Here is a 21,641-nt window from a genome sequence, read left to right on the forward strand (position 1 = left end):
CCGCCGTCACTTGACCAGAAGGCCGAGGAGGCGGTCCAGTTCGGCGGCCGGGTCCTCGGTCAGCCCGGCGTGCACCGGCCCCGGCTGGACGATCGTGCTGCGCGGGGCCGTCAGCCAGCGGAAGCGCGCGCCGGGGCTCTCCTCCGCGGCCTGGCCGGCGCGCTCGCCGCCGCAGCACACCGCGTCCACCGCCTTGAGGGACGAACGGACGCCCGCGAGGTCGAGCGCCGGGTCCAGGGCGAGCAGGCGGTGCTCGTCCAGGTGGGTGCGGCAGCCCAGATAGTCGAGGGCACGGCAGTACACGACGACGCCCACGTTCATGACCTCGCCCCGCTCGACGCGGGGGACGACGCGCAGCGCCGCGTACTCGAACACCGTGGGCTGCCCGGCGGTCCTGATATTGGTCACCCTGTCGCCGCTCACGGGGCACCACCGAGCCAGCCGGGGCGGTTCCCGCCGCGCCGCGCGGAGGTGCCCGGACCGCGGCCGCTGACGTCGAGGCCGGGCAGCCAATCGCGCGGCTTGCCGGCGCGCGGCAGCAGGATGTCGAGGTAGGCGTCCCGGAGCGCGCGCGGGCCGGCGAAGCCCGGCTCGCCCTCCAGCCAGCGGTCGGGCACCAGCTCGATCACCTCCCGCAGCAGCCCCTCGGTGATCTTCGGGGCGAGCTCGGCCTCGGCCGCCTCCAGCCGGGTCGCGTACGGGGTCAGCACGTGGTCGTCCACGTCGTACGGGCCGGAGAACAGCCGGGCCGCGTTCGTCCAGGCGTGGTGGAAGATGAGGCTCGCGCCGTGGTCGATGAGCCACACGTCGCCGTGCCAGACCAGCATGTTGGGGTTGCGCCAGCTGCGGTCGACGTTGCCGATGAACGCGTCGAACCACAGCACCCGGGACGCGAAGTCCGGGTCGGCGCTCCAGCCGAGCGGGTCGAAGCCGAGCGACCCGGGCAGGAAGTCCACGCCGAGGTTCCAGCCGGGGCTGGCCTTGAGCAGGTCCTGGACGTCCGGGTCGGGCTCGTGCCGCCCGATCGCCGGGTCCAGGTCGATGAGCACCTGGTCCGGCACCCGGAGGCCGAGCCTGCGCGCCAGCTCACCGGCGATCACCTCGGCGATCAGGGCCTTGCGGCCCTGCCCGGCGCCGTGGAACTTCATCACGTAGGTACCGAGGTCGTCGGCCTCGACGACGCCCGGCAGCGAACCGCCCTCGCGGAGCGGCGTCACGTACCGGATGGCGTTCACATGTGGCAACACGCCGCAACGCTATCGGGTGGCGGCGCGGCCGGGATAATCGATGACATGGGCGTTGAGCTGCTGGACCTGTCGGTTCCGATCACGACGGGCATGCCGGTGTACCCGGGCGACCCCGAGGTGGAGGCGGTGCCCGCCCTCACGGTCGCGGACGCCGGCGTGAACGTCCTGCGGCTGCACATGGGATCGCAGACCGGCACGCACGTGGACGCCCCGTTCCACATCGACGACTCGCTGCCCCGGCTGGACGAGCTGCCGCTGACCCGCTTCACCGGCCCGGCCGTCGTGCTGGACGCCCGCGGGCTGCCGCCCCGCACGCCGATACCGCCGGACGCCGTCCCGCCCGGTCTCGAACCGGGCGACGTCCTGCTCATCGCGACGGGCTGGCCGGAGCACTGGGGGACCGGCGGCTACCTGGCGCACCCCTACCCCGCGCCGGAGACCGCGGAGGCGATCGTCGCCGCCGGAGTCAGGACGGTGGGCATCGACGCCCTCAGCGTGGACCGCACCCCGCCGCCCGGCTCCGACGACTTCTCCCTCGCCGCCCACCGCGTCCTCTGCGGGGCCGGTGCGGTGATCGCCGAGAACCTGACCGGGCTCGGGCGCCTCGTCGACGCCCAGGACGCGGGCTGCGCGATCGACGTCTCCCTGTTCCCGCTCGCCTTGGCCGGCGCGGACGGCGCCCCCGTTCGGGCCATCGCGCGGGTGGACGACCGGGCCGTCCTCGTGTGAGGCGCGCCGGCTCCATACTGGTGGCCGGGCGACGGGAGGACGGGTACCGGTGCGGGTGGAATGGGCGACGGACCAGGGGAGCCCGGAGCGGCTCAACGAGGACTTCGTGGCGGCGGCCGCGGGAGCGGTCGTGGTGCTCGACGGGTGCGGGCTGCCGCTCGGCACCGAACTCGGCTGCGTGCACGGGACCGCGTGGTACTCGCGGTCGCTCGGCACCCGGCTGCTGGCGCGGATGCTGGACGGCGCCGGGCCGCCGGCCGGTCCGCCCGTGGGGCCGCCGGAGGGCGCCCACCGGCCGGTGCCGCGGCCGCTGGTCGGACGGCTCGCCGGCGCGATCGCGGACGTGGCCGCGGCCCATCGGCAGAGCTGCGACCTGCGCGTCCCCACGACACCGGCGGCGACCGTGCTCGCCCTGCGGCGGCGCGGCGAACTGGTCGACTACCTGGTGCTGGCGGACTCGACCGTCCTGCTGGACGGCCGGGACGGAGTGCGGGAGATCACCGGGGGCCGTCACTACGCCGCGGCCGATCCGGCGGTGGCCGACGCCGCGATCACCGGGACCGTGCCGGCCGCCGATCTGCGCCGCGTGCTCCTGCTGACCGACGGCGCGACACGGCTCGCCGACCTGTTCGGCGTCACGGACTGGGCCGGGCTGGCCGCGCTCGCCGTGGATCCGGGGCCGGCCCGGCTGATCGAGCGGACGCGGGAGATCGAGCGGACCGACCCCCGCGCCGTCCGATGGCCGCGCACCAAGGTCCACGACGACGCGACCGTGGCCGTGTGCGATCTCGGAAGGTGAGACCGCGGCGGGCGGCCGCCCGGTCGCGCCCGTAGGGTGCGGGGACCCCGCGAAGGAGGACCAGGCATGCGGCTCGGGATCACGATGTTCGCCACCGACCTGACCATGGCGCCGCACGAGCTGGCGCGGGCGGCGGAGGAGCGGGGGTTCGCCTCGCTGTACGTCCCCGAGCACACCCACATTCCCGTGTCCCGGAAGACCGCGCCTCCGACGGGCGCCGAAAGCCTCCCGGAGGAGTACGCCCGCACGCTCGACCCGCTCGTGTCGCTGGCCGCGGCGGCCGTGACGACCGAGCGGATCGTCCTCGGCACCGGGATCCTGCTGCCCGCGCAGCGCGACCCGATCGTCACGGCGAAGGCGGTCGCGACGCTCGACCGGCTCGCCCCCGGGCGGGTGGCCTTGGGCGTCGGCTACGGATGGAACGTGGAAGAAGGCGCCGACCACGGAGTCCCCTGGAAACGGCGGCGGGCCATGGCGCGCGAGCACGTCCTCGCCATGCGGGCGCTGTGGACGGACGAGCAGGCGTCCTTCAAGGGCGAGTTCGTGACCTTCTACGCGAGCTGGTCGTGGCCCAAACCGTCGGGCCGGGTACCCGTGCTGCTCGGCGGCGCCCCCGGGCCGACGCTGTTCGCGCACATCGCCGAGTACGGGGACGGGTGGCTGCCGATCGGCGGCGCCGGAATCCGCGACGCGCTGCCCGGCCTGCGCCGCGCGTGCGCGGACGCCGGCCGGGACACGGTGCCGGTGATCCCGTTCGGGACGCTGCCCACACCGGAGAAGCTCGACCACTACGCGGCGCTCGGGATCGAGGAGGTCGTGCTGCGGGTGCCCGGCGGTGACCGCGACGCCGTCCTGCCGGTGCTGGACGGCTACGCTCGCGAGTACCTGTGAGCTAGCGGATCATGCGGAAGCAGAAGAAGGTCGGGAACCGGTAGAGCTGGCCCTTGCCGGCCTTCACCGCGCCCAGGATGAGGAACACCCAGCCGCCGATCAGCAGCTCCAGATACGGGAAGAGGAGCAGCGCGAGGAACGCGGGCGCCTTCAGCACGATGGCGGGCGGGACGCAGACCGCCGCCACCGCGAGCAGGTGGATCAGCATGGTGAGCTGGTAGTTCATCGACTGCGCGGCGTGGAACCGGGTGAACGGCGAGGTGTTCTTCTTCACCAGGTAGATGACCAGCGGTGGCAGGAAGCCGATCAGGAGGTTCCCGACGTAGGCGAAGATCGCCCAGGTCGTCTCCTCGCCCGGGGCCGGTCCTCCCGGGCCGTACGGGACACCGGGCGGGCCGAAGCCGTAGCGCGGGTCGTACTGGCCGCCGGGCGGCATGCCGGGCTGTCCGGGGGGCAGGCCGGGCGGTTGTCCAGGGGGCAGGCCGGGAGGCGGCCCAGGGGGCTGCCCGGGCGGCTGGCCGTAGGCGCCCGGGTAGGGCGGCGGCTGCTGGGGATGCGGCTGTTCGGGATGCGGCTGTTCGGGATGCGACTGTTCGGGATGCGGTGGGGGATCTTCGGGAGATGGCGGAGGCTGTTCGGGAGGTGGCGGGGGCTGGTCCGTCACGTGGGGTCCTCTGGTCGTTCGTGCTGCTTCTTCCGGGGGGTCCCGCAGGAATCTACCGGCCCCTGCGTCCGGAGCGGTCGCGCGCACCTTCTAGAATTTCGTTCGGCCAATGGGGCGGTGGCCGGGGGCGTCCCCGGCGAGGAGGCTGGATGAGCGCGATCCCGATGGAGCGGCCCGTGCTGGGGGACGACGAGACCGCGGCGCTGACCGGTCTCGCCGCCCGCGTCCGCGAGCTGGCCGAGGCCGCCGTCCTCACCGGTGTCGGCGCCGCCGAGGCCGCCGCCGTGGCGGACGAGGTCGCGGCGCTGACCGCGCGGCTCGCCGTGGAACGCCGGGACGCCCCGCCGTTCGTCACGCCCGGCGAACGCACGATGGACCGGCAGGTCGCCAACCCCGTCACCGGGCCGCTCAACCCCCTCGCGCCGCCGATCGGCCTGACGGTCGCCGCGGACGGCATCGTCCGCGGCGAGTTCACGCTCAACGCCGTCTACGAGGGTCCGCCGTCGTACGTGCACGGCGGCGTCTCGGCGATGGTGCTCGACCAGGCGCTCGGCATGGCGGCGGCCGCCACCGGCACGCCCGGCATGACCGCGACCCTGGAGACGCGCTACCGGCGCCCGACCCCGCTCGGCGTCCCGCTCCAGGTGGAGGCGAAGGCGAGCCGGGTGGAGGGCCGGAAGGTCTACGCGTCCGGGACGATCTCCGGGCCGGACGGCCGGGTGACCGTCGAGGCGACGGCGATGTTCATCATGCCGCAGCGGTTCGTCACGTCACCGCACCGGCCTTGACCCGGTCCTCCGAGGGGGCGGGCAGCAGGGCGAGCGCGGCCAGGGTCAGCGCCGACGCCACGATCATGCTGACCGAGATCGCCTGCCAGCCGTAGTCGTGCAGCAGCCAGGTCGCGAGCAGCGGTGCCGGCCCGCCCGCGAACACCGAGGCGAGCTGGTAGCCCATGCCGGCCCCGCCGTACCGCAGCCGGGTCGGGAACGTCGAGGCGATCAGCGACGCCTGCGGCCCGTACTGGACGGCGTGCGGGATCTGCGCGACGATCACCGCGACGACGACCAGCGCCGCGACCTTGGTGTTGAGCAGCGCGAAGTACGGGAACGCGAAGATCGCCACGCAGATCGAGCCGGCCGCGTAGACCCGCCGCGGGCCGATCCGGTCGCCGAGGTGCCCGGCCGCCGGGATCGTGAACAGCTCCAGCACGGCCGCCGCCGTCACCGCGCTCAGCGCGAGCCCCTGCGCCATGTCGAGGTCCTTATGCACGTACGTGAGCGCGAACGAGGTGAACAGGTAGAACGGCATCTGCTCCGAGCAGCGCAGCAGCGCGCTGAGGACGATCTCCTTCGGATGCCGCCTGATCACCTCCGCCACCGGCACCTTGGCGACCTCGTTCCGTTGCACGACCTCGGCGAACAGCGGCGTCTCCATCACCCGGACCCGCACCCACAGCCCGATCCCGACGAGGACGACGCTGAACAGGAACGGGACGCGCCACGCCCAGCTCTTGAACGCGTCGTCCGCCGAGAGCGCGATCCCGGTCATCATGCCGGTGCCGAGGATCAGCCCGATCGGGACGCCGAGCTGCGGCAGGCTCGCCATCAGCCCGCGCCGCCTCCGGTCGCCCCACTCCATCGACAGCAGCACCGAGCCGCTCCACTCGCCGCCGACGGCGATGCCCTGCAGGATCCGCAGCAGCACCAGCAGGACGGGCGCGGCCCAGCCGATCGTCTCCGTGCCCGGCAGGACGCCGATCAGCGCGCTCGACACCCCCATCAGCACCAGCGTGACGATCAGCGTCGCCTTGCGGCCGAGCCGGTCGCCCCAGTGCCCGAAGATCGCCGCGCCCACCGGGCGGGCCGCGAACCCCACCGCGTACGTCGCGAAGGCCGACAGCGTCCCGGCGTAGTCGCTCGACTCGGGGAAGAAGACGTCCTTGAAGACGATCGCCGCGGCGGTGTTGTAGAGGAAGAAGTCGTACCACTCGATGGACGTGCCGATCACGCTCGCGGCGGCGGCCTTGCGGACCTGCGCGCGGCGCTCCGCGGTGTCGGCGGCGCGGGCGCGCCCGGCCTCTCCGGGATCCAGGACCATGGGGGCTCTCTTCTGTCCGACCGCCCCCGCCGGCTCCGTCAACGTGATCGACTGTTTCCCGCCCGATCCGCCGGTGAAACCGTTTTCTCGCAAACCATCTACAGTCGACTGGTCTTGCGATCAGTATTCGTAGACCTTGACCGTCGGGTCATGTTCGTACCAGGACGCGACGACCGACGAGGTGTGCTTGTCGCCGAGGAAATCGACCCGAAGCCATCCCTCGGCCTGCGTCACGCGGGTCTCGAAGCCGGGGTTCGGGGTCGCCGACACGAGCCGCACCCGGTTCTTCTCGATCGACATCGCCGCGCGCCCGCCCCGGGTCTCGTAGCTGCGCACGTTGTCGGGCGGCTTCGGGGGAGTGGAGGCACCGTCGGGTCTGCCGGGCGGTGCCTTCGGCGTCTTGGACGGCTCGGGTCCCCTGTCCTGGCCCGTCGCCTGGCTCGGCCGCGCGGTCGGCGATCCGTTGGGTAACGGCCCCGGCGGCGGGGTCGGGCTGGAGTGGATCACGGGGCCGGCGAGCGGCGGCGGGGCCGACCGTTCCGAGACCGCGCTGCGCACCACGTCGCGCACCCCCAGCCAGGAGAGCGCCACGGCGAGCGCGGTCACCCCCGCCCAGGGGGCAACATACGACATCGCGCGACGCATGGGCACATGGTGGCATACGGTTCCGCCATGGCGAGTGTTTTGGTGGTCGAGGATGACGCGAATGTCCGGACTGCCTTGATTCGTGAGCTGAGCGTGCGGTCGCATGTCGTGCGCAGCGTCGGGACCGCGATGGACGCGCTGCGCGAGGTCACCCAGTCGCCGCCCGACGTCGTGGTGCTCGACCTCGGGCTGCCCGACCTCGACGGCGCGGAGGTACTGAAGATGCTGCGCGGCATCTCCGATGTCCCGGTCATCATCGCGACGGCGCGCGACGACGAACCCGAGATCGTCCGGTTACTGAACGCGGGCGCCGACGACTACCTCATCAAGCCGTTCTCCATCGAGCATCTCAGCGCCCGGCTCGCCGCGGTGCTGCGCCGGTCGGCGCGGTCCGGGCCCACCGCGGAGCTCAGCGTCGGCGGCCTGCACATCGACCTGGACCGGCGGGAGGCGCTGCTGGACGGCGAATCGCTGGAGCTGACCCGCCGCGAGTTCGACCTGCTCGCCTACCTCGCCGCCCGTCCCGGCCGGGTCGTGGCGCGGCGCGAACTGCTCGCCGAGGTCTGGCGGCAGGCGTACGGCGACGACCAGACCATCGACGTCCATCTGTCCTGGCTGCGCCGCAAGCTCGGCGAGACCGCCGCCGCCCCCCGCTACCTGCACACGGTGCGCGGCGTCGGGGTCCGGCTGGCCGAACCCGATCCGCGGTCATGAGGAAGACGCTCGTCCTGGTGTCGCTGGCGGTGACCTCCATGGTCGCGCTGGCGTTCCTGATCCCGCTCGCGCTCACCGTCCGGGAGATCGCCCGCGACCGCGCGCTCACCACCGCCGAGCGGCAGGCCAGCGCGCTCGGCCCCGTCCTCGTGGTCACCGAGGACCCGGCCGCCCTCGAACGCGCCGTCGCCAGCACCCAGGCCGGCGCCGCCGGGCGGATGACCGTGCACATGCCGGACGGCGGTCTCGTCCCGAAGAACCCGCACGGCGACTTCAGCGCCCGTGCCGAGCAGCTCACCGAGGCCGGCCGGCGCGGACGCTCCTACACCGCCCGGGTGAACGGCGGGTACGCGCTGCTTCAGCCGGTGTCGCTGGACGCCGGCCGGACCGCGGTCGTCGAGGTCTTCCTGCCCGACGACGACCTGTCGCGCGGCGTGTGGAAGGCGTGGCTCGTCATGACGACCGTCGCCGCCGCGCTCGTCGCGGGATCCGTCGCCGTCGCCGACCGGCTCGGCGCCCGGATGATCCGCTCCACGCGGCGGCTCGCCGAGGCCGCGGGCGCGTTCGGGGACGGCGAGCTGTCCGTCCGGATCGAGCCGGACGGGCCGCCCGAGCTCATCGAGGCGGGGCTGGCGTTCAACGCGATGGCCGACCACGTCGTCCAGCTGCTGTCGGCGGAGCGCGAGATGGCCGCCGACCTGTCGCACCGGCTGCGCACCCCGCTGGCCGCGCTCCGGCTCAACGCCGAGGCGCTCGGGGACGGGTCCGTCGCCGACCAGACCCGGGAGGCCGTCGACCGCATCGAACGCGAGGTCGACCAGATCATCCGGACCGTCCGGCGGCCGACCGGGCGGGGCAGCTGCGACGCGTCCAAGGTGCTGCGCGACCGCGTCGCGTTCTGGTCCGTCCTCGCCGAGGACGAGGGGCGCTCCTGCGAGCTGATCGGCGCCGAGGGGCCCGCGGCGCTGCCGATCCCCGGCACCGAGCTGGCCGCGGCCGTGGACGCGCTGCTCGGCAACATCTTCCGGCACACGGCCGAGGGCACCGGGTTCGTCGTCACGCTGCACCAGGGGCAGGGCGTCACCGGCATCCTCGTCGCCGACGGTGGGCCCGGCATCAGCGACCCGGACGCGGCGCTGAAACGGGGCAGCAGCGGCGGCGGGTCGACCGGCCTCGGCCTGGACATCGCGCGCCGCGCCGCCGAGTCGACGGGCGGCTACCTGCGCATCCACCGCAGCGTCCTCGGCGGAGCCCAGGTGCAGATGTGGTTCCGGACGAGGTGGCTGCCGCCCGCCCGCCGCTCCCGCCGCCTGGTCGGCCGCCGCCGGCACTCCCGCACCTAGCGGCCGCGTCCCGTGCACGCAGGCCGGCGGCCTGGCCGGCCGGCCGGACGATCACTATAGATCCGTATTAAGTCCGGCTTAAGGGCGGAAGGGGCGGCGTCGCGCGACCCTAGCTTGATCGTCATGAGACGCCCCCGCGCCCAGTACGTCGCCGCCGGCCTCATCGGCCTGGTCGGCCTTGCCGTCGCCGCCCTCATCTACGTCGCCGGTGTCCTCGCCAGCGGCAACGTCCCCACGGCGCCCACCTCGTACAAGGTCCAGCTCGTCCGCTTCGCGGACACCGGCTTCTAGGCCCCGTCGTGGTCGCCGGTGGCGCCGTCGACGAGTTCCCGGAGGATGTCCATGTGACCGGCGTGCCGCGCCGTCTCCTCGACCATGTGGATGAGCACCCATCGCAGGGACACCGTCGCACCGTGCCAGGCGGTGCCCCGCGAGTCGAGGTCCAGCTCGTCGATGACCTTGTCGGACGCCGCCCGTGCCCGCTCGTAGAACGCGACGATCCCCGCCGTGGTCTCGTCCGGCTCGACTCTGAGGTCGGCCTCCGGATCGTCGTCGTCGAAGGGCAGCGGTTCGGTCTCCCGCCCGAACGTCTCGCAGAACCAGTTGTACTCGACGGCCGCCAGATGCTTGGTCAGACCGAGCAGGCTCGTCCCGGACGGCGTCATGGGCCGCCGCGCCCGCTCCTCGTCAAGGCCGTTCAGCTTCCACAGGACCACGTCTCGATGCCGGTCGAGGCTGACCTTGAGGCTTTCCTTCTCGCCACCGGTGTAGGGCACGTTCCGCATACGGGGGAGGCTAACAGCGCGTCGGGACCGGGCCGTCCGTGCGCGGGGGCGACCCCGCACACGATCGGCCCGGTGGGAGCGCGGTCAGCAGTCGGAGTACTTGACGTACCACTTGCCGTCGCCGTTGCCGAGCTTGTAGTCGGCGATCCAGTGGCGCTGGCTCATCCGCACCCACAGGTACCCGTCCCGGCGCTGGATGGTGTCCCAGTCCGTCCGCACCCAGGTGCCGTGCTCCAGGACGCCGACCCGGGGATAGCCGAGGCCCGGCCCCGAACGGACGTTGAGCCCGTCCTGCGGGAGGACCCTCCCTCGGCACCAGCGCGTGCGCTCCTCGTCCCGGACGAGGAGCCGGTCCATCGCCGCGGCGGCGCCATCAGGCCCGACCTCGATGGCGCCCGGTCCGTGACCCTCTTCGTCCTGCGGAGGCGCGGGCCTGACGGGCGCGCCCCGGCCCGGGGCCGGCGGCGGCTGCGCGGCCCCCGCGACCGCGCCGAGGCTCAGCGTGCTGCCGGCGAGCACGGTGGCGGCCAGGCCCATGCCGAGCTTCATCCCTACGTGCATCTGTTCCTCCAGGTTGCTGCGACGCACTTTCGTCACTACCTAGAGTCATATTGTATAGACACAGAGTGATGAAGGCTTTTCTTTCCCGGAATCGCGTCAGGCTTCCTCGCCGGCCTCCTTCCCCGGCCGGACGGCGGCGGCGTCCGCCTCCCATTCGCCGCCGAGGTAGGCGCTGCGCATCCGCGGGTCGGCCGCGAGCTCGGCGGTCGTGCCGGCCAGCACGATCTCGCCCAGTTCCAGCACGTACCCGCGGTCGGCGACCTCCAGCGCGGCGCCGGCGTCCTGCTCGACCAGCAGGATGCCGGTCCCGGCCGCGGCGATGCCGGTGAGCCGCGCCAGGATCTCGTCCACGAGAAGCGGTGCCAGGCCGAGCGACAGCTCGTCGATGAGCAGCAGTCTCGGCCTGCCCATCAGCGCCCGCGCGATCGCGCACATCTGCTGCTCGCCTCCGGACAGGCTCCCGGCGACCTGGCCGAGGCGGTCGCCGAGCACCGGGAAGATCTCCAGCACCGGGCCGAGGTCCCTGTTGCGGCCGAGCCAGCCGCCGAGGCGCAGGTTGTCGCGCACGGTCAGGCCGGGGAACAGCCGCCGGCCCTCCGGGACGTGCGCGACCCCCGCCGCCGCGACGGCCTCCACGGACGCGCCGATCAGCGACCGGCCGCCGACGGTCAGCGTCCCGCTCCGGTCGGGGATCATCGCGGTGATGGCGCGCAGCAGAGTGGACTTCCCGGCGCCGTTCGGGCCGACGAGCGCGACGATCTCTCCCTCGCCGACGTCGAGGGAGACCTCGTGCAGCACCCGGACCCGCCCGTATCCGGCGGTGAGCCGGCCTGTTTCCAGCATCATGAGCGGTTCTTCCTCGTGTAGCGGCGCCCGAGGTAGGCCTCCACGACCCGCTCGTCGCCGAGCACCTGCCGGGGCGGGCCCTGGGTGAGGACCGTGCCGTGGTGCAGCACCAGGACCTCGTCGGAGATCGCGGCGATCGCCTGGATGATGTGCTCGATGATCAGCACGGCGAGGCCGTCCCGCCGCAGCTCGTCGATGAGCCGCAGCGCCGGGTCGATCTCGGCGGGCCGCAGCCCGGCGAGCACCTCGTCCAGCAGCAGCACCCGCGGCCGCAGCGCCAGCGCCTTCGCCAGCTCCAGCCGGCGGGCGTCGGCGACCGACAGCTCGGCGGGCGGGACGTCGCCCCGGCCGCCGAGCCCGACCCGCTCCAGCACCTCCGCCGCCTCGCGGCGGGCGTGCGCGGGGGCGCGGACCGGGGACGGGCCGAACATCGCGGCCACCGCCACGTTGTCGGCGACGGTGAGCCCGCGGAACGGCTTGACGATCTGGAAGGTGCGCGCGACGCCCGCGTGCGCGACCCGCCACGGCCTCGCCCCGGTGAGGTCCTTGCCGCCGACCAGGACGGACCCGGCGGACGGCTTGAGATGACCGCTGATCAGGTTGACCAGCGTGCTCTTCCCCGCCCCGTTGGGTCCGATCACGCCGAGCGTGCGGCCGGGGGACAGGGCCAGATCGACGTCCGAGACGGCGAGCAGCCCACCGAAACGGCGTCCGAGGCCCCGCGTCCGCAGCACGGGGGTCGTGGACTCCGCGTCCGCCGGGTGTTCCTGCGGCGCGGTCACAGCCGGTACCTCCGCACGTTGGACAGGAGTGAGAAGTCGCGCGTGCGCACCGCGTCCCGCACGAAGTCGACCAGGCCCTGCGGCAGCAGGACCACCGCCACGATGATCAGCGCCCCGAGCGTGAGGCTGTGCATCTGCGGGAAGTGCTGCCGGAGGTACTCCGATACGACGGCGATGCCGAGCGCGCCGAGGATCGGCCCCGAGACCGTGCCCGACCCGCCGATCACCACCATGACGACCATGAGCACCGTGATGTTCACGTCGAACAGGCGCTCGGGATAGATGGTGACCTGCTGGAAGGCGTAGGCGGACCCGGCCGCGCCGGTGAGCGCGGCGGACACGCCGAACGCGACCGTCTTGGCCCACGTCGTGTTGACGCCCATGGCCGCGGCGGCGTCCTCGTCCTGGTTGATGGCGCGCAGCGCGTACCCGGTGCGGCCGCGCGAGATCAGTGCCGCCACCAGGGCGGCCGCCGTGCCGAGGCCGAGGAAGAGGAGATAGAAGCCGTCGTTGCCGAGCCACAGGGTCGGCGCCCGGTCGCCGGTGGACGGGATCGTGATGCCGGCTCCGCCGCCCGTCCAGCGCGGGACGTTGGTGACCAGTTCCCGCAGTCCCTCGGCGACCCCCAGCGTCGCCACCGCGAAGTAGTGCCCCTTGAGCCGGAGCAGCGGCAGCCCGATCACGGCGGCGAACACGGCCCCGACCGCCGCGGAGACGGGCCAGGCGATCCAGAAGGACAGGTCGCCGTGGACCATGAGGACGACCGTGGTGTAGGCGCCGAGCCCGAAGAAGCCGACCTGCCCGAAGCACGCGTAACCGGTGAAGCCGCCGATGAGGTTCCACGCGACCGCCAGCGTGACGAACATGAAGACCGTGGTGACCGTGCGCTCCTGACCCGTGTACAGCTGGCTCTGCAGGCCGAGCGCGGCGAGGACGGCGACCGCCCCGGCGGCCCACGGCAGCCACCCGGGACGTCGCCCGCGCGGGACGGGGGCCTTCTCGTTCCGTCCCGCGCCGGCCGTGGCGGTGCTCATCTCCATGCTCAGACCTCCACCCGGCTCGCGTAGAAGGCCCGGCCGGCGATGCCCTGCGGGCGGACGGCCAGGACGAGGACGAGCACCGCGAAGGCGACGGCGTTGACCAGGGTGCCGGGCAGCAGCTGCCCGCCCCACGCCTCGACGAGGCCGAGCACGATTCCGCCGATCAGCGCGCCGTACATGTTGCCCAGCCCGCCGAGCACCGCCGCCACGAAGCTGAACAGGGTGAAGCGTCCGGCGTCGGCGGGACTGAACGTCCCGACGGCGCTGACCGCGGCGCCCGCGGCCCCGGCCATGGCGGCGGCGATCCCGAACGTCAGCGCGTAGACGTGCCGCGCCCGGATGCCCATCAGCCGGGCCGCGCCGCGGTCCATGCCGGTGGCGAGGATCGCCAGCCCGGTCCGGGAGTGCCGCATCACCGCGACGAGGATCAGCGTGATGGCCAGCGCGACGGCGGCCGCAAGCAGCCGTCCGACGGGGACGCGGACGCCGGTGAGCAGGGTGAAGCCGTCCCCGGCGTACGAGGTCGTGACCGAGCGGTAGTCGCCGGAGTACAGCAGGACGAGTCCGTTGACCAGCACGAGGTCCAGCCCGAAGGTGAGCAGCAGCGTGATGAAGATCGGCGCCTTGACGACGAGGTTGATCAGGCCGCGCTGCACCAGGTAGCCCGCGGCGAACAGGGCGGCGGCGACCGGGACGATCGCGGCGAACGGGTCCAGGCCGAGCCGCTGGTTCAGCTCGAACGTCAGGTACGCGCCGACCAGCACGAACGCCCCGTGGGCGAGGTTGATCACATTCATCACCCCCCACACGAGGGAGAACCCGACGGCGATCAGCGCCAGCAGCCCGCCCTGGAGCAGCCCGTAGACGGTCGCCTGCAGGAACTGGCTCATCAGCGCTTCCCGGTGCCGGGCCAGGTCATCGGGGCCTCTGCGACGTCCTTCGGCCACACGGCGACGGGCCTGCCGTTCTGGATCTGGATGACCTGCATCTTCTTGGTGAGGTTCTGGCCGTTCGCGGCGAACTTGAGCGGCCCGAAGAAGGTCGGCTCGTCCAGCGCGGCCAGGGCGTCCCGGACCTTGTCCGCGTCGGTGCTCCCGGCCTTCTCCACGGCGAACACCAGGGCGAGGCAGGCGGCGGTCGCCTCCGCGCCGTGGTACTCGGGCGCGCGGCCGCCGAACGCGGCGCGGAACTGCGTTCCGTAGTCGGCCGCCGTGCCGATCCACTTGTCCTTGCCGGTCGTCTTGTCGGTCCACTGCGTGGACCCGAGGACCCCTTCGGCGTCCTTGCCGAGCGACTTGGCGAAGTCGGGCGTGGGCGGCGCGACGGTCTCGGCGAAGCCGGCCGGGGCGACGCCGAGCTCCTTGGCCTGCTTGATGATCGCGATGCCCTCGGCCACGTGCACCGAACCGATGATCACGTCCGGCCTCATCGACTTGACCTTGGTGAGCGCGGACGAGACGTCGGAGGTGCCGCTCGGGAAGTACTCGGTGGCCACGACCTTGAAGCCGAGGCGGCGCGCCTCCGCGGCGCCGGACTCGGCGACCGTCTTGGAGAACCCGTCGTCGGCCGACAGGAACGCCATCGTGGACGGCTTCGGCTGGGCCATCTCGTTGATCGCCTGGACCATGGACGCGGCGTAGGAGCGGGCGGGGGAGAGGGCGGCGAACGTCCGCCTGTACCCCTTGTGGAAGATCTTGTCGTCGGCGCCGGAGCTGTCGGCCATCACCTGCCCGTTGCGCTCGACCACCGCGGCCGCCGCCTCGGTGTTGGCGGAGCCGTAGGGCCCGAGGATGAGTTTGACGCCCTTGTCGTTGAACTGGTCGACGAGCTGGGCGGCGGTGTCGGGCTTGGACGTGTCGTCCTGGTACCGGATGTCGATCTTGAGGTTCTTGGAGCCGACCTTGACGCCGCCCTTGGCGTTCACCGCCTGCTGGCAGAGCTGGTAGCCCTCCTTGGTGAGGCCGCCCTCCCGGGCCAGCGAACCGGTCAGGGACATGGACGCCCCGATCCGCAGCGTGTCCCCGCCGCCGCTCGCCTCGCGTTCGCCCTTGGATCCGCATCCGGCCGCTACCAGCGCGACCGCCGTGGCCAGTGCCGCGGCCTTCCTGGTGTGCATGTCGTCCGCCCGTTCTCCTCGAATCGGCCGGGCCGCCGCCCGCCCCGATCGAAGGAGCGGCCCATAAGCGCCTGTCCTGCGCTTATGCACGGGAAGGTAAACGGCGGCGTCCCCGCACCGGGAAGGGCAAATTGCGAAATTTAAGATTCTTCTAGGATTTGGGCCGTATACAGAGAGCGTCCGGATTCTTACGCTAATGGGCGATGCGAATCCTGCTCGTCGAGGACGATGACCGCTTCGCCGACGCCCTCCTCGTGGCGCTCCGGCGGCAGGGCTTCGAGGTGTCCCGGGCGGGCACCGCCGCGGCCGCGCTGGACGCGCCGGAACCCGACCTCGTCCTGCTGGATCTCGGCCTGCCCGATCTGGACGGCATCGAGGTGTGCCGCCGGCTGCGCGGCGGCGGCGACGTGGCGATCATCGCCATCACCGCCCGCGGCGACGAGCGGGACCGCGTCATCGGACTGCGCTCCGGCGCCGACGACTACCTGGTCAAGCCGTTCGGCCTCGCAGAGTTGAGCGCCCGCATCGACGCCGTCATGCGGCGCGTCCGGCCCTCCGCCCGTCCCGCCGTGACCGTGCGGGGCCTGCGCGTCGACCCGGCCCGGCGGCTCGTCACCGGGGCCGGCGGAACCGAGATCGCGCTGACCCGCAAGGAGTTCGAACTGCTCGCCGCGCTCGCCCGCGAGCCCGGCGTCGTCGTCTCGCGCGAGCGCCTCCTCGCCGAGGTGTGGCACAGCACGTGGCCGGGCGGGCGGCGCACCCTCGACGTGCACATGGCGACACTGCGGGCCAAGCTCGGCGATCCGGCGGTCGTCCAGACCGTGCACGGCGTCGGCTACCGGCTCGCCGTCCGCGACGGCACCGGCGAACCCGAAGGGGCCGGACGTCCGGCGAAGGGACCGTGAGACGGCTCCGGCCGGTCCAGGCGGGAGGGAGAGGCATGCTGCGGCGGATGCTGGTGCTCTACGCGTCGCTGCTCCTGCTGGTGCTGGCGGCACTGGAGGTCCCGCTCGCGATCGCGTTCGCCGCCCGCGGCACCCAGAGCCTGTTCATCGACCAGCTCAACGACACCGCCCGGTTCGCCTCCCTCACCGAACCGGCGCTGCGCACCGGCGAGATGGTCACGCTGCGCGCCGAGCTCACCCGCTACGACGACCTGTACGGCATCGCGACCGCCGTCATCGACCGGAACGGGACCGTCGTGCTGGCCTCCCGCGGCGGGCTGGTCCTCGGCGGGGACGCCCGGCTCCGGGTGCGGGACGCGCTGTCCGGGGAACGCTCCGACAGCAAGGAGGTCGTGTGGCCGTGGCGGCACGCCCCGATGATCGTGGCGGAGCCGGTCGGCCTCGGCGGCCGGGTCGTCGCCGCCGTCATCACCATCTCGCCCACCACCGACGTCCGGGACCGTACCCTGACCCGGTGGGGCGAACTCGCCGCCGCCGGCCTCGTGGCGCTGCTCGTCTTCGGTCTGGCCGCCGTCCCGCTCACCCGGTGGGTGCTGCGCCCGGTGCGCCGGCTGGACGAGGCGACCGGCGAGCTGTCGGCCGGCCAGTGGCAGGCGCGGGTCGCGGTGACGACGGGCCCGGCCGAGCTGCGGCGGCTCGGGGAGCACTTCAACGCGATGGTCACGGCGGTCGGCCAGGTCCTCGAACAGCAGCGGTCCTTCGTGTCCTACGCCGGGCACCAGATGCGCAACCCGCTCGCCGCGCTGCGGCTGCGGGTGGAGAACCTCGCCCCGCACATGCCGCCGGACGGGGAGGACGATCTCGCGCTCGCCGTCGACGAGGTCGCCCGCCTGGGCCGCATCCTGGACGGCATCCTCGCGCTGGCCCGCGCCGAGGGAGGCGGCTCCGGCATCGCCGTGGTCGACTGCGGCCGGGTGGCCCGGGAACGCGTGGACGCGCTGCGGCACAACCCGTCCGGGGTGCGGGTGCGGCACCGCGGCGCGAGGCACGCCGCCGTCCTCGCGGTGCAGGACGGCGTCGGGCAGATCCTCGACGCGCTCGTCGACAACGCCGTCAAGTTCGCCGGCCGGGGCGCGACCGTCACCGTCTCCGTCTCGCGCCCCTTCGAGGCCCCGGACGGACCTCTGGTCGCCATCGACGTCGTCGACGACGGCCCCGGCCTCCCCGGGCGCGACCTGGCCAACGCCGCCCAGCGGTTCTGGCGCGGCCCGGAGCACCAGAACATCGACGGCACCGGCCTCGGCCTGAGCATCGCCACGGCGCTCGCCGAAGCGTCCGGCGGCGGCCTGGAGCTGCGCCCCGCCCGCCCGCACGGCCTGCACGCCAGGGTCGTGCTTCCCGCGGCCCCGGTCAGCCCTGACGCTTGGCCTCCCGGTAGTACCGCACCGCGCCGGGATGCAGCGGCAGCGGATACGTCGAGACCGCCGACCGCCGGTTGAGGTGCAGCGCCTCCGGATGCGCCGCGGCCAGCTCGTCCCGCCGCGTGAACAGCAACCGGGTCAGCCGGTAGGCCCGCTCCTCCGGCATCGACGCGTTGACCACCAGATAGTTCGGCACGCTGATCGTGCGCACCTGCCCGGCGAGCCCGTACGTCGACGCGAGAATCGACCGCTCCTCGTAGAACGCCCGGTATCGCCGTTCCAGCGGCTCCACATACGCACTGAGATCGATGAGCCGGATCGGGATCGTCCGGGCCAGATCCGCGATCGCCCCGGTCGGCAGTCCCCCGGAGAAGAAGAAGGCGTCGACATGCCCGCCGCGCAGCGCGTCGGCGGCGTCCCCCACCTGCAGCCTGCGGACGCGCACCCCCTGCTTCGGGTCCACCCCGGCCACCGTGAGCAGGCGGGTCGCGATCAGCTCCGTCCCCGACCCGGCCGCCCCGAGCGAGACGACCCGCCCCTTCAGATCGGGCAGCCGCCGGATGCCGCTGTCCGCGGGGACCACGAGGTGGGTGTAGTTCTCGTACAGCCGCGCCAGCGCGACGACCGGCTCCCGCGCCGCGAAGGGCGGCCGTCCCTCGAACGCCAGCGCCGCCGAGTCGGCCAGCGTGAAGGCCACGTCGGCCCGCCCCTCGCCCACGAGCCGGAGGTTCTCCACCGAGGCCCCCGTCGAGATCACCTGGGGCCTCGCCTCGGGCAGCCGCTCCCGCGCCGCCTTGGCGATCCCCTGGCCGTAGGCGTAGTACACGCCTTCGCGGCCCCCGGTCGCGATGACCAGCCGCCACGGCGCCGCCGCCGCCCCGCCGCACCCGGCCAGGACGGCCAGGATCCCGGCCGCGACCACCGCTGTGACCCACCTCACAGCCGCAGATCGTACGCCCGCCCAGATCACAGACCCGCGACATTCCGAACACGGAACCCCTCTTCACTGCACGCGACCGCGTTCAAAAGATCGCAAGGCGCGCATCGCGGAAAAGAAGTAAACGCAGTGCGCCACGATGAGCGGCCAAATGTTCGGAGCCGGAAGAAAGAGAATGCCGTGGACGACGCCCGTGATCAGCGCACCGATCACCGGAAACATGGCCGTTCGCCAGCCTGGAGTGTAAAAGACCTGCACAGTTGCAAAGAGGGCCACGGACAGGACGCAGGCGGCACCTTCTCCCAGATGCGAGCTCGAACCCACGATGACACCGCGAAATACAAGCTCTTCGAAGGACACGTAGAGGGGTGACCAGAAAAACTGAGACCGGCCACGGAAAGACATTTCCTGCTGAAACCCGCCGGAAGAATCACCGTCCTGCTGCGACTGAATGTGTCTTGCCGAGCATCGGGGTCTGGCCGCCGTGTCGGGAGGACGAGGGTGTCGCTGTGATGCCGTGTGTCGATCAGGGCGCGGGGAGCAGCTGCGGCCAAGTGGTCGTGTCTGCGGCCGCTCCGCGCCATGACCGGCGGAGGGGGGCTGAGCCGGAGTCGTCGTCCGCCACGGGTGACCAGGTAGGCGGTGGCCTATGTCCAGGTCAGCGAGCCGGCCGTGCCCCGGATCACCCGTCGGTGAGCGCCTCTTGGTGTCCAACGGGCCCGGCCTTGTCCAGGTTCGGCGATCCCAAGGAGGGCGCAACCTGGAGCCCGTCCGTGTTTCTGCAGGTGAGTGGTTCTTTGGGCGACTTCCCAGGACGGCCTCGAACTTAGCCTGAATAAGGGTGGCTCAGGGGTTCCCTAAAGGAGCCTTAAGGGCGTTCTGCTGGGGGTTCCGGCGGCTTAGCGTAAGTGGCGTCACATCGGAGACACGGCGGAGGTGCACAGGCGGAGAGCAGAGCGAACGTCGGCTGAGGTTCCGACTGAGGTTCCTGATTGAGACAGGTTTCTGGCCCGCACGGCCCCCTTACCCCGCTCTGGGGCCGTGCGGGCCAGAAGTCTTTTTCAGCGGGGGAGCGCGCCCAGGACGAGAAGGCGGAAGGCGTCGGCGGTGCCGGTGGCGGCGGTGTCGCCGGTGGCGAGGCGGCGGACGGCGAGGCCGTAGAGCATCGCGACGATCGCCGGGGCGTGCCGCTCGGCGTCAGGGATGCCGAGGGCCTTCAGGATCGCGGCGGCCAGGTGGTCGTACGCCTCGACGGAGCGGACCGAGGTCTCGCGGAGGGCCGGGTCGCGGGCGGCGTGCAGGTGGAGCTCCAGGTTCGCGATCTGCTCCGGGCCGTAGGCGAAGCCGACGACGGCCTTCTCCACCTCGTCGGCGGCCTGGACGGCGGCGATGCCGGACTCGCCCAGGGACGTGACATAGGCCGTGATGCGGGCTATCTCCTCGTCCACGAAGGTGTGCAGGGCCTCGCGGAGCAGGTCCTCCTGGCTGGGGAAGTGGTAGGTGAGGGAACCGAGGGAGACGCCGGCCGCGCGGGCTACGGCGCGGTTGGTCACGGCGCCGATGCCCTGTTCGCCGATCAGGCGGAGGGTGGCTTGGAGTATCCGGTCGCGGGCGCTCATCGGTGCTCAGTCTTCCCTAGAACAGGCGTGTTCAGTATCGTTCGTTCGAACGAACGATACTCCGGGAGGCGGCGTGGTGCTGGGGCTGGGGCTGGCCGAGCAGGCGGAGGCGCTGGCGAGGGGAGAGGTCTCCTCCGCGGATCTGGTCGAGGAGAGCCTGGAGAGCATCGGACGGCGGGAGTCGCTGGGCGCCTTCCGGGTGGTGCGGTGCGAGGCGGCGGGGCAGGAGGCGCTGGAGGCCGACAAGCGGCTCGCGGAGGGGGAGCGGCTGCCGCTGCTCGGGGTGCCCGTCGCCATCAAGGACGACACGGATCTGGCCGGGGAGACGACGCCGTTCGCCGTGGCGGGCGATCACCGGCCGGTCGCGGAGGACGGGGAGGTCGTCCGGAAGCTGCGGGCCGCGGGCGCCGTCATCGTGGGGAAGACGACGACGTGCGAGATCGGGCTGTGGCCGTTCAGCGAGTCGCCCGGGTTCGGGGTCGCGCGGAATCCGTGGAATCCCGAGTACACCCCGGGCGGGTCGTCGGGCGGGTCGGCGGCGGCCGTGGCGGCGGGCATGGTCGCCGGCGCGGTCGGGTCGGACGGCGCCGGGTCGATCCGGATTCCGGCGGCGTGGACGGGCCTCGTCGGCATCAAGCCGCAGCGGGGCCGGGTGTCGGGGTATCCGCACACCGATCCGTTCAACGGGATCACCGTGTGGGGGCCGCTCGCGCGGAGCGTCGGGGACGCCGCGCTGCTGCTCGACGTGCTGAGCGGCAGCCACCCGGACGATGTGCACCAGGTCGATCCCCCGTTGACGCCGTTCGCGGAGGCCGCCCGGCGGGAGCCGGGGAGACTGCGGGTCGCGGTCTCGTTCCGGACGGCCTTCGGGGTGAGCGGCAGGCTCGATCCGGAGATCCGCGCGGCCGTCGAGCGGCTCGCGAGAAGGCTCACCGATCTGGGGCACAAGGTCTTTCCGGCGGAACCCGACTACGGGCTCGTCGGGCTCGGGCTCGTTCCGCGCGGGACGGCCGGTGTCGCCGACTGGCTGGACTCGATTCCGAACGCGAGGCCAGAACGCAGGACGGAGGCCGAGGCGCGCATGGGCCGGCTGGTCGGCAGACGGCTGCTGCCGCTGGCGAGGAGAATGGACCCCCACCTGCGCAGAAAGGTCGGCCGCATCTTCCAGGTGGCCGATGTCGTCCTGACGCCGACCACCGCGCAGCCCCCATTGAAAGTGGGTGCCTTCGACGGGGCCGGATACCGGAAGACGCAGTCGGGCGTCGCGGCCGCCTGCCCCTATGCGTGGACGTGGAATGTGCTGGGGTGGCCCGGAGTCAACGTGCCCGCGGGGTTCACGAAGAGCGGGCTGCCGATCGGGGCCCAGCTGCTCGGGCATGACTCCGACGAGGCCACGCTCATCTCGCTCGCCGCGCAGCTGGAGGCCGTCGAAGGGTGGACCGAGCTGCGTCCATAAGCTGCGTCCATAGGCCCGTGACGGGCCGCCGGTGCGGGGGTCCG

25 protein-coding genes are annotated in these 21,641 nt (G+C 72.7%); 10 read left to right on the forward strand and 15 right to left on the reverse strand.

Going from position 1 to position 21,641, the window contains the following annotated elements; genetic code table 11:
* Positions 1-6: 6 nt before the first annotated feature.
* The gene (locus tag ACQPXG_RS13905; protein ID WP_433468076.1) at positions 7-423 is read right to left on the reverse strand and encodes a DUF3037 domain-containing protein; all 417 of its coding nucleotides are present in this window, start codon (positions 421-423) and stop codon (positions 7-9) included.
* Entirely contained in the window at positions 420-1,247 is an 828-nt protein-coding gene (locus ACQPXG_RS13910) for a HipA family kinase (RefSeq protein ID WP_433468077.1), read from the reverse strand. The genes ACQPXG_RS13905 and ACQPXG_RS13910 overlap by 4 nt, the downstream gene beginning before the upstream one ends.
* A gap of 45 nt (positions 1,248-1,292) precedes the next feature.
* Between ACQPXG_RS13910 and ACQPXG_RS13915 the strand changes: the two genes are divergently transcribed.
* The 3 genes from ACQPXG_RS13915 (at position 1,293) to ACQPXG_RS13925 (ending at position 3,666) form a co-directional block, all read left to right on the forward strand.
* Positions 1,293-1,976 (forward strand): cyclase family protein, encoded by a 684-nt coding sequence (locus ACQPXG_RS13915; protein WP_433468078.1) that lies wholly within the window; start codon positions 1,293-1,295, stop codon positions 1,974-1,976.
* Positions 1,977-2,025: 49 nt separating this feature from the next.
* On the forward strand, positions 2,026-2,775 hold the full coding sequence (locus ACQPXG_RS13920) for a hypothetical protein (RefSeq protein WP_433468079.1): 750 nt from the start codon (positions 2,026-2,028) through the stop codon (positions 2,773-2,775).
* Between the two features lie 66 nt (positions 2,776-2,841).
* Positions 2,842-3,666: an LLM class F420-dependent oxidoreductase gene (locus ACQPXG_RS13925; protein ID WP_433468080.1), complete on the forward strand. Its 825-nt coding sequence runs from the start codon at positions 2,842-2,844 to the stop codon at positions 3,664-3,666.
* Between the two features lies 1 nt (position 3,667).
* Here ACQPXG_RS13925 and ACQPXG_RS13930 read toward each other — a convergent pair whose 3' ends face one another.
* A complete protein-coding gene (locus ACQPXG_RS13930) occupies positions 3,668-4,330 on the reverse strand; it encodes a DUF4870 domain-containing protein (RefSeq protein WP_433468081.1) in 663 nt (220 codons plus the stop codon).
* Between the two features lie 149 nt (positions 4,331-4,479).
* Here ACQPXG_RS13930 and ACQPXG_RS13935 point away from each other — a divergent pair, with 149 nt between their 5' ends.
* A complete protein-coding gene (locus ACQPXG_RS13935; protein ID WP_433468082.1) occupies positions 4,480-5,118 on the forward strand; it encodes a PaaI family thioesterase in 639 nt (212 codons plus the stop codon).
* Here the strand turns inward: ACQPXG_RS13935 and ACQPXG_RS13940 are convergent.
* Positions 5,096-6,427 (reverse strand): MFS transporter, encoded by a 1,332-nt coding sequence (locus ACQPXG_RS13940; RefSeq protein WP_433468083.1) that lies wholly within the window; start codon positions 6,425-6,427, stop codon positions 5,096-5,098. The two genes, ACQPXG_RS13935 and ACQPXG_RS13940, sit on opposite strands and share 23 nt — an antisense overlap.
* Before the next feature lie 120 nt (positions 6,428-6,547).
* Positions 6,548-7,072, reverse strand: coding sequence for a hypothetical protein (locus ACQPXG_RS13945; protein ID WP_433468084.1), 525 nt, complete (start codon positions 7,070-7,072; stop codon positions 6,548-6,550).
* A 27-nt stretch (positions 7,073-7,099) separates the two neighbouring features.
* Here ACQPXG_RS13945 and ACQPXG_RS13950 point away from each other — a divergent pair, with 27 nt between their 5' ends.
* From ACQPXG_RS13950 to ACQPXG_RS13960, 3 genes are all read left to right on the forward strand, one after another.
* The gene (locus tag ACQPXG_RS13950) at positions 7,100-7,786 is read left to right on the forward strand and encodes a response regulator transcription factor (protein WP_433468085.1); all 687 of its coding nucleotides are present in this window, start codon (positions 7,100-7,102) and stop codon (positions 7,784-7,786) included.
* A complete protein-coding gene (locus ACQPXG_RS13955; RefSeq protein WP_433468086.1) occupies positions 7,783-9,129 on the forward strand; it encodes a sensor histidine kinase in 1,347 nt (448 codons plus the stop codon). The genes ACQPXG_RS13950 and ACQPXG_RS13955 overlap by 4 nt, the downstream gene beginning before the upstream one ends.
* 123 nt (positions 9,130-9,252) lie before the next feature.
* On the forward strand, positions 9,253-9,420 hold the full coding sequence (locus ACQPXG_RS13960; protein ID WP_433468087.1) for a hypothetical protein: 168 nt from the start codon (positions 9,253-9,255) through the stop codon (positions 9,418-9,420).
* Here the strand turns inward: ACQPXG_RS13960 and ACQPXG_RS13965 are convergent.
* From ACQPXG_RS13965 to ACQPXG_RS13995, 7 genes are all read right to left on the reverse strand, one after another.
* Positions 9,417-9,914 (reverse strand): DinB family protein, encoded by a 498-nt coding sequence (locus tag ACQPXG_RS13965; protein ID WP_433468088.1) that lies wholly within the window; start codon positions 9,912-9,914, stop codon positions 9,417-9,419. The genes ACQPXG_RS13960 and ACQPXG_RS13965 overlap by 4 nt on opposite strands.
* Positions 9,915-9,998: 84 nt before the next feature.
* Positions 9,999-10,511 (reverse strand): hypothetical protein, encoded by a 513-nt coding sequence (locus ACQPXG_RS13970; RefSeq protein ID WP_433468089.1) that lies wholly within the window; start codon positions 10,509-10,511, stop codon positions 9,999-10,001.
* A gap of 60 nt (positions 10,512-10,571) precedes the next feature.
* Entirely contained in the window at positions 10,572-11,321 is a 750-nt protein-coding gene (locus ACQPXG_RS13975; RefSeq protein ID WP_433468090.1) for an ABC transporter ATP-binding protein, read from the reverse strand.
* Positions 11,318-12,103, reverse strand: coding sequence for an ABC transporter ATP-binding protein (locus tag ACQPXG_RS13980; protein ID WP_433468091.1), 786 nt, complete (start codon positions 12,101-12,103; stop codon positions 11,318-11,320). Before ACQPXG_RS13980 ends, ACQPXG_RS13975 begins: the two co-directional genes overlap by 4 nt.
* On the reverse strand, positions 12,100-13,143 hold the full coding sequence (locus tag ACQPXG_RS13985) for a branched-chain amino acid ABC transporter permease (protein WP_433468092.1): 1,044 nt from the start codon (positions 13,141-13,143) through the stop codon (positions 12,100-12,102). The genes ACQPXG_RS13980 and ACQPXG_RS13985 overlap by 4 nt, the downstream gene beginning before the upstream one ends.
* A 2-nt stretch (positions 13,144-13,145) precedes the next feature.
* Positions 13,146-14,033, reverse strand: a complete 888-nt coding sequence (locus ACQPXG_RS13990) for a branched-chain amino acid ABC transporter permease (protein WP_433468093.1) — start codon at positions 14,031-14,033, stop codon at positions 13,146-13,148.
* Positions 14,033-15,259 (reverse strand): amino acid ABC transporter substrate-binding protein, encoded by a 1,227-nt coding sequence (locus ACQPXG_RS13995; RefSeq protein WP_433468094.1) that lies wholly within the window; start codon positions 15,257-15,259, stop codon positions 14,033-14,035. Before ACQPXG_RS13995 ends, ACQPXG_RS13990 begins: the two co-directional genes overlap by 1 nt.
* 203 nt (positions 15,260-15,462) lie before the next feature.
* On the opposite strand from ACQPXG_RS13995, the gene ACQPXG_RS14000 reads away from it, so the two are divergent.
* Both ACQPXG_RS14000 and ACQPXG_RS14005 read left to right on the forward strand, forming a co-directional pair.
* Entirely contained in the window at positions 15,463-16,164 is a 702-nt protein-coding gene (locus ACQPXG_RS14000) for a response regulator transcription factor (RefSeq protein ID WP_433468095.1), read from the forward strand.
* A 35-nt stretch (positions 16,165-16,199) separates the two neighbouring features.
* On the forward strand, positions 16,200-17,663 hold the full coding sequence (locus ACQPXG_RS14005) for a sensor histidine kinase (RefSeq protein WP_433468096.1): 1,464 nt from the start codon (positions 16,200-16,202) through the stop codon (positions 17,661-17,663).
* Here ACQPXG_RS14005 and ACQPXG_RS14010 read toward each other — a convergent pair.
* From ACQPXG_RS14010 to ACQPXG_RS14020, 3 genes are all read right to left on the reverse strand, one after another.
* Positions 17,575-18,525: a TAXI family TRAP transporter solute-binding subunit gene (locus ACQPXG_RS14010; RefSeq protein WP_433468097.1), complete on the reverse strand. Its 951-nt coding sequence runs from the start codon at positions 18,523-18,525 to the stop codon at positions 17,575-17,577. The genes ACQPXG_RS14005 and ACQPXG_RS14010 overlap by 89 nt on opposite strands.
* 63 nt (positions 18,526-18,588) lie before the next feature.
* Positions 18,589-18,882 carry a CPBP family glutamic-type intramembrane protease gene (locus ACQPXG_RS14015; protein WP_433468098.1) on the reverse strand — a complete coding sequence of 98 codons (294 nt, stop codon included), beginning with the start codon at positions 18,880-18,882 and terminating at the stop codon, positions 18,589-18,591.
* Positions 18,883-19,583: 701 nt separating this feature from the next.
* Positions 19,584-20,141: a TetR/AcrR family transcriptional regulator gene (locus ACQPXG_RS14020; RefSeq protein WP_433468099.1), complete on the reverse strand. Its 558-nt coding sequence runs from the start codon at positions 20,139-20,141 to the stop codon at positions 19,584-19,586.
* A gap of 73 nt (positions 20,142-20,214) precedes the next feature.
* Between ACQPXG_RS14020 and ACQPXG_RS14025 the strand changes: the two genes are divergently transcribed.
* A complete protein-coding gene (locus ACQPXG_RS14025; RefSeq protein ID WP_433468100.1) occupies positions 20,215-21,597 on the forward strand; it encodes an amidase in 1,383 nt (460 codons plus the stop codon).
* The last annotated feature ends 44 nt before the right edge of the window (positions 21,598-21,641 follow it).

It is taken from the genome of Spirillospora sp. CA-128828 (assembly GCF_050945415.1).
Taxonomy (GTDB): Bacteria; Actinomycetota; Actinomycetes; order Streptosporangiales; family Streptosporangiaceae; genus Spirillospora.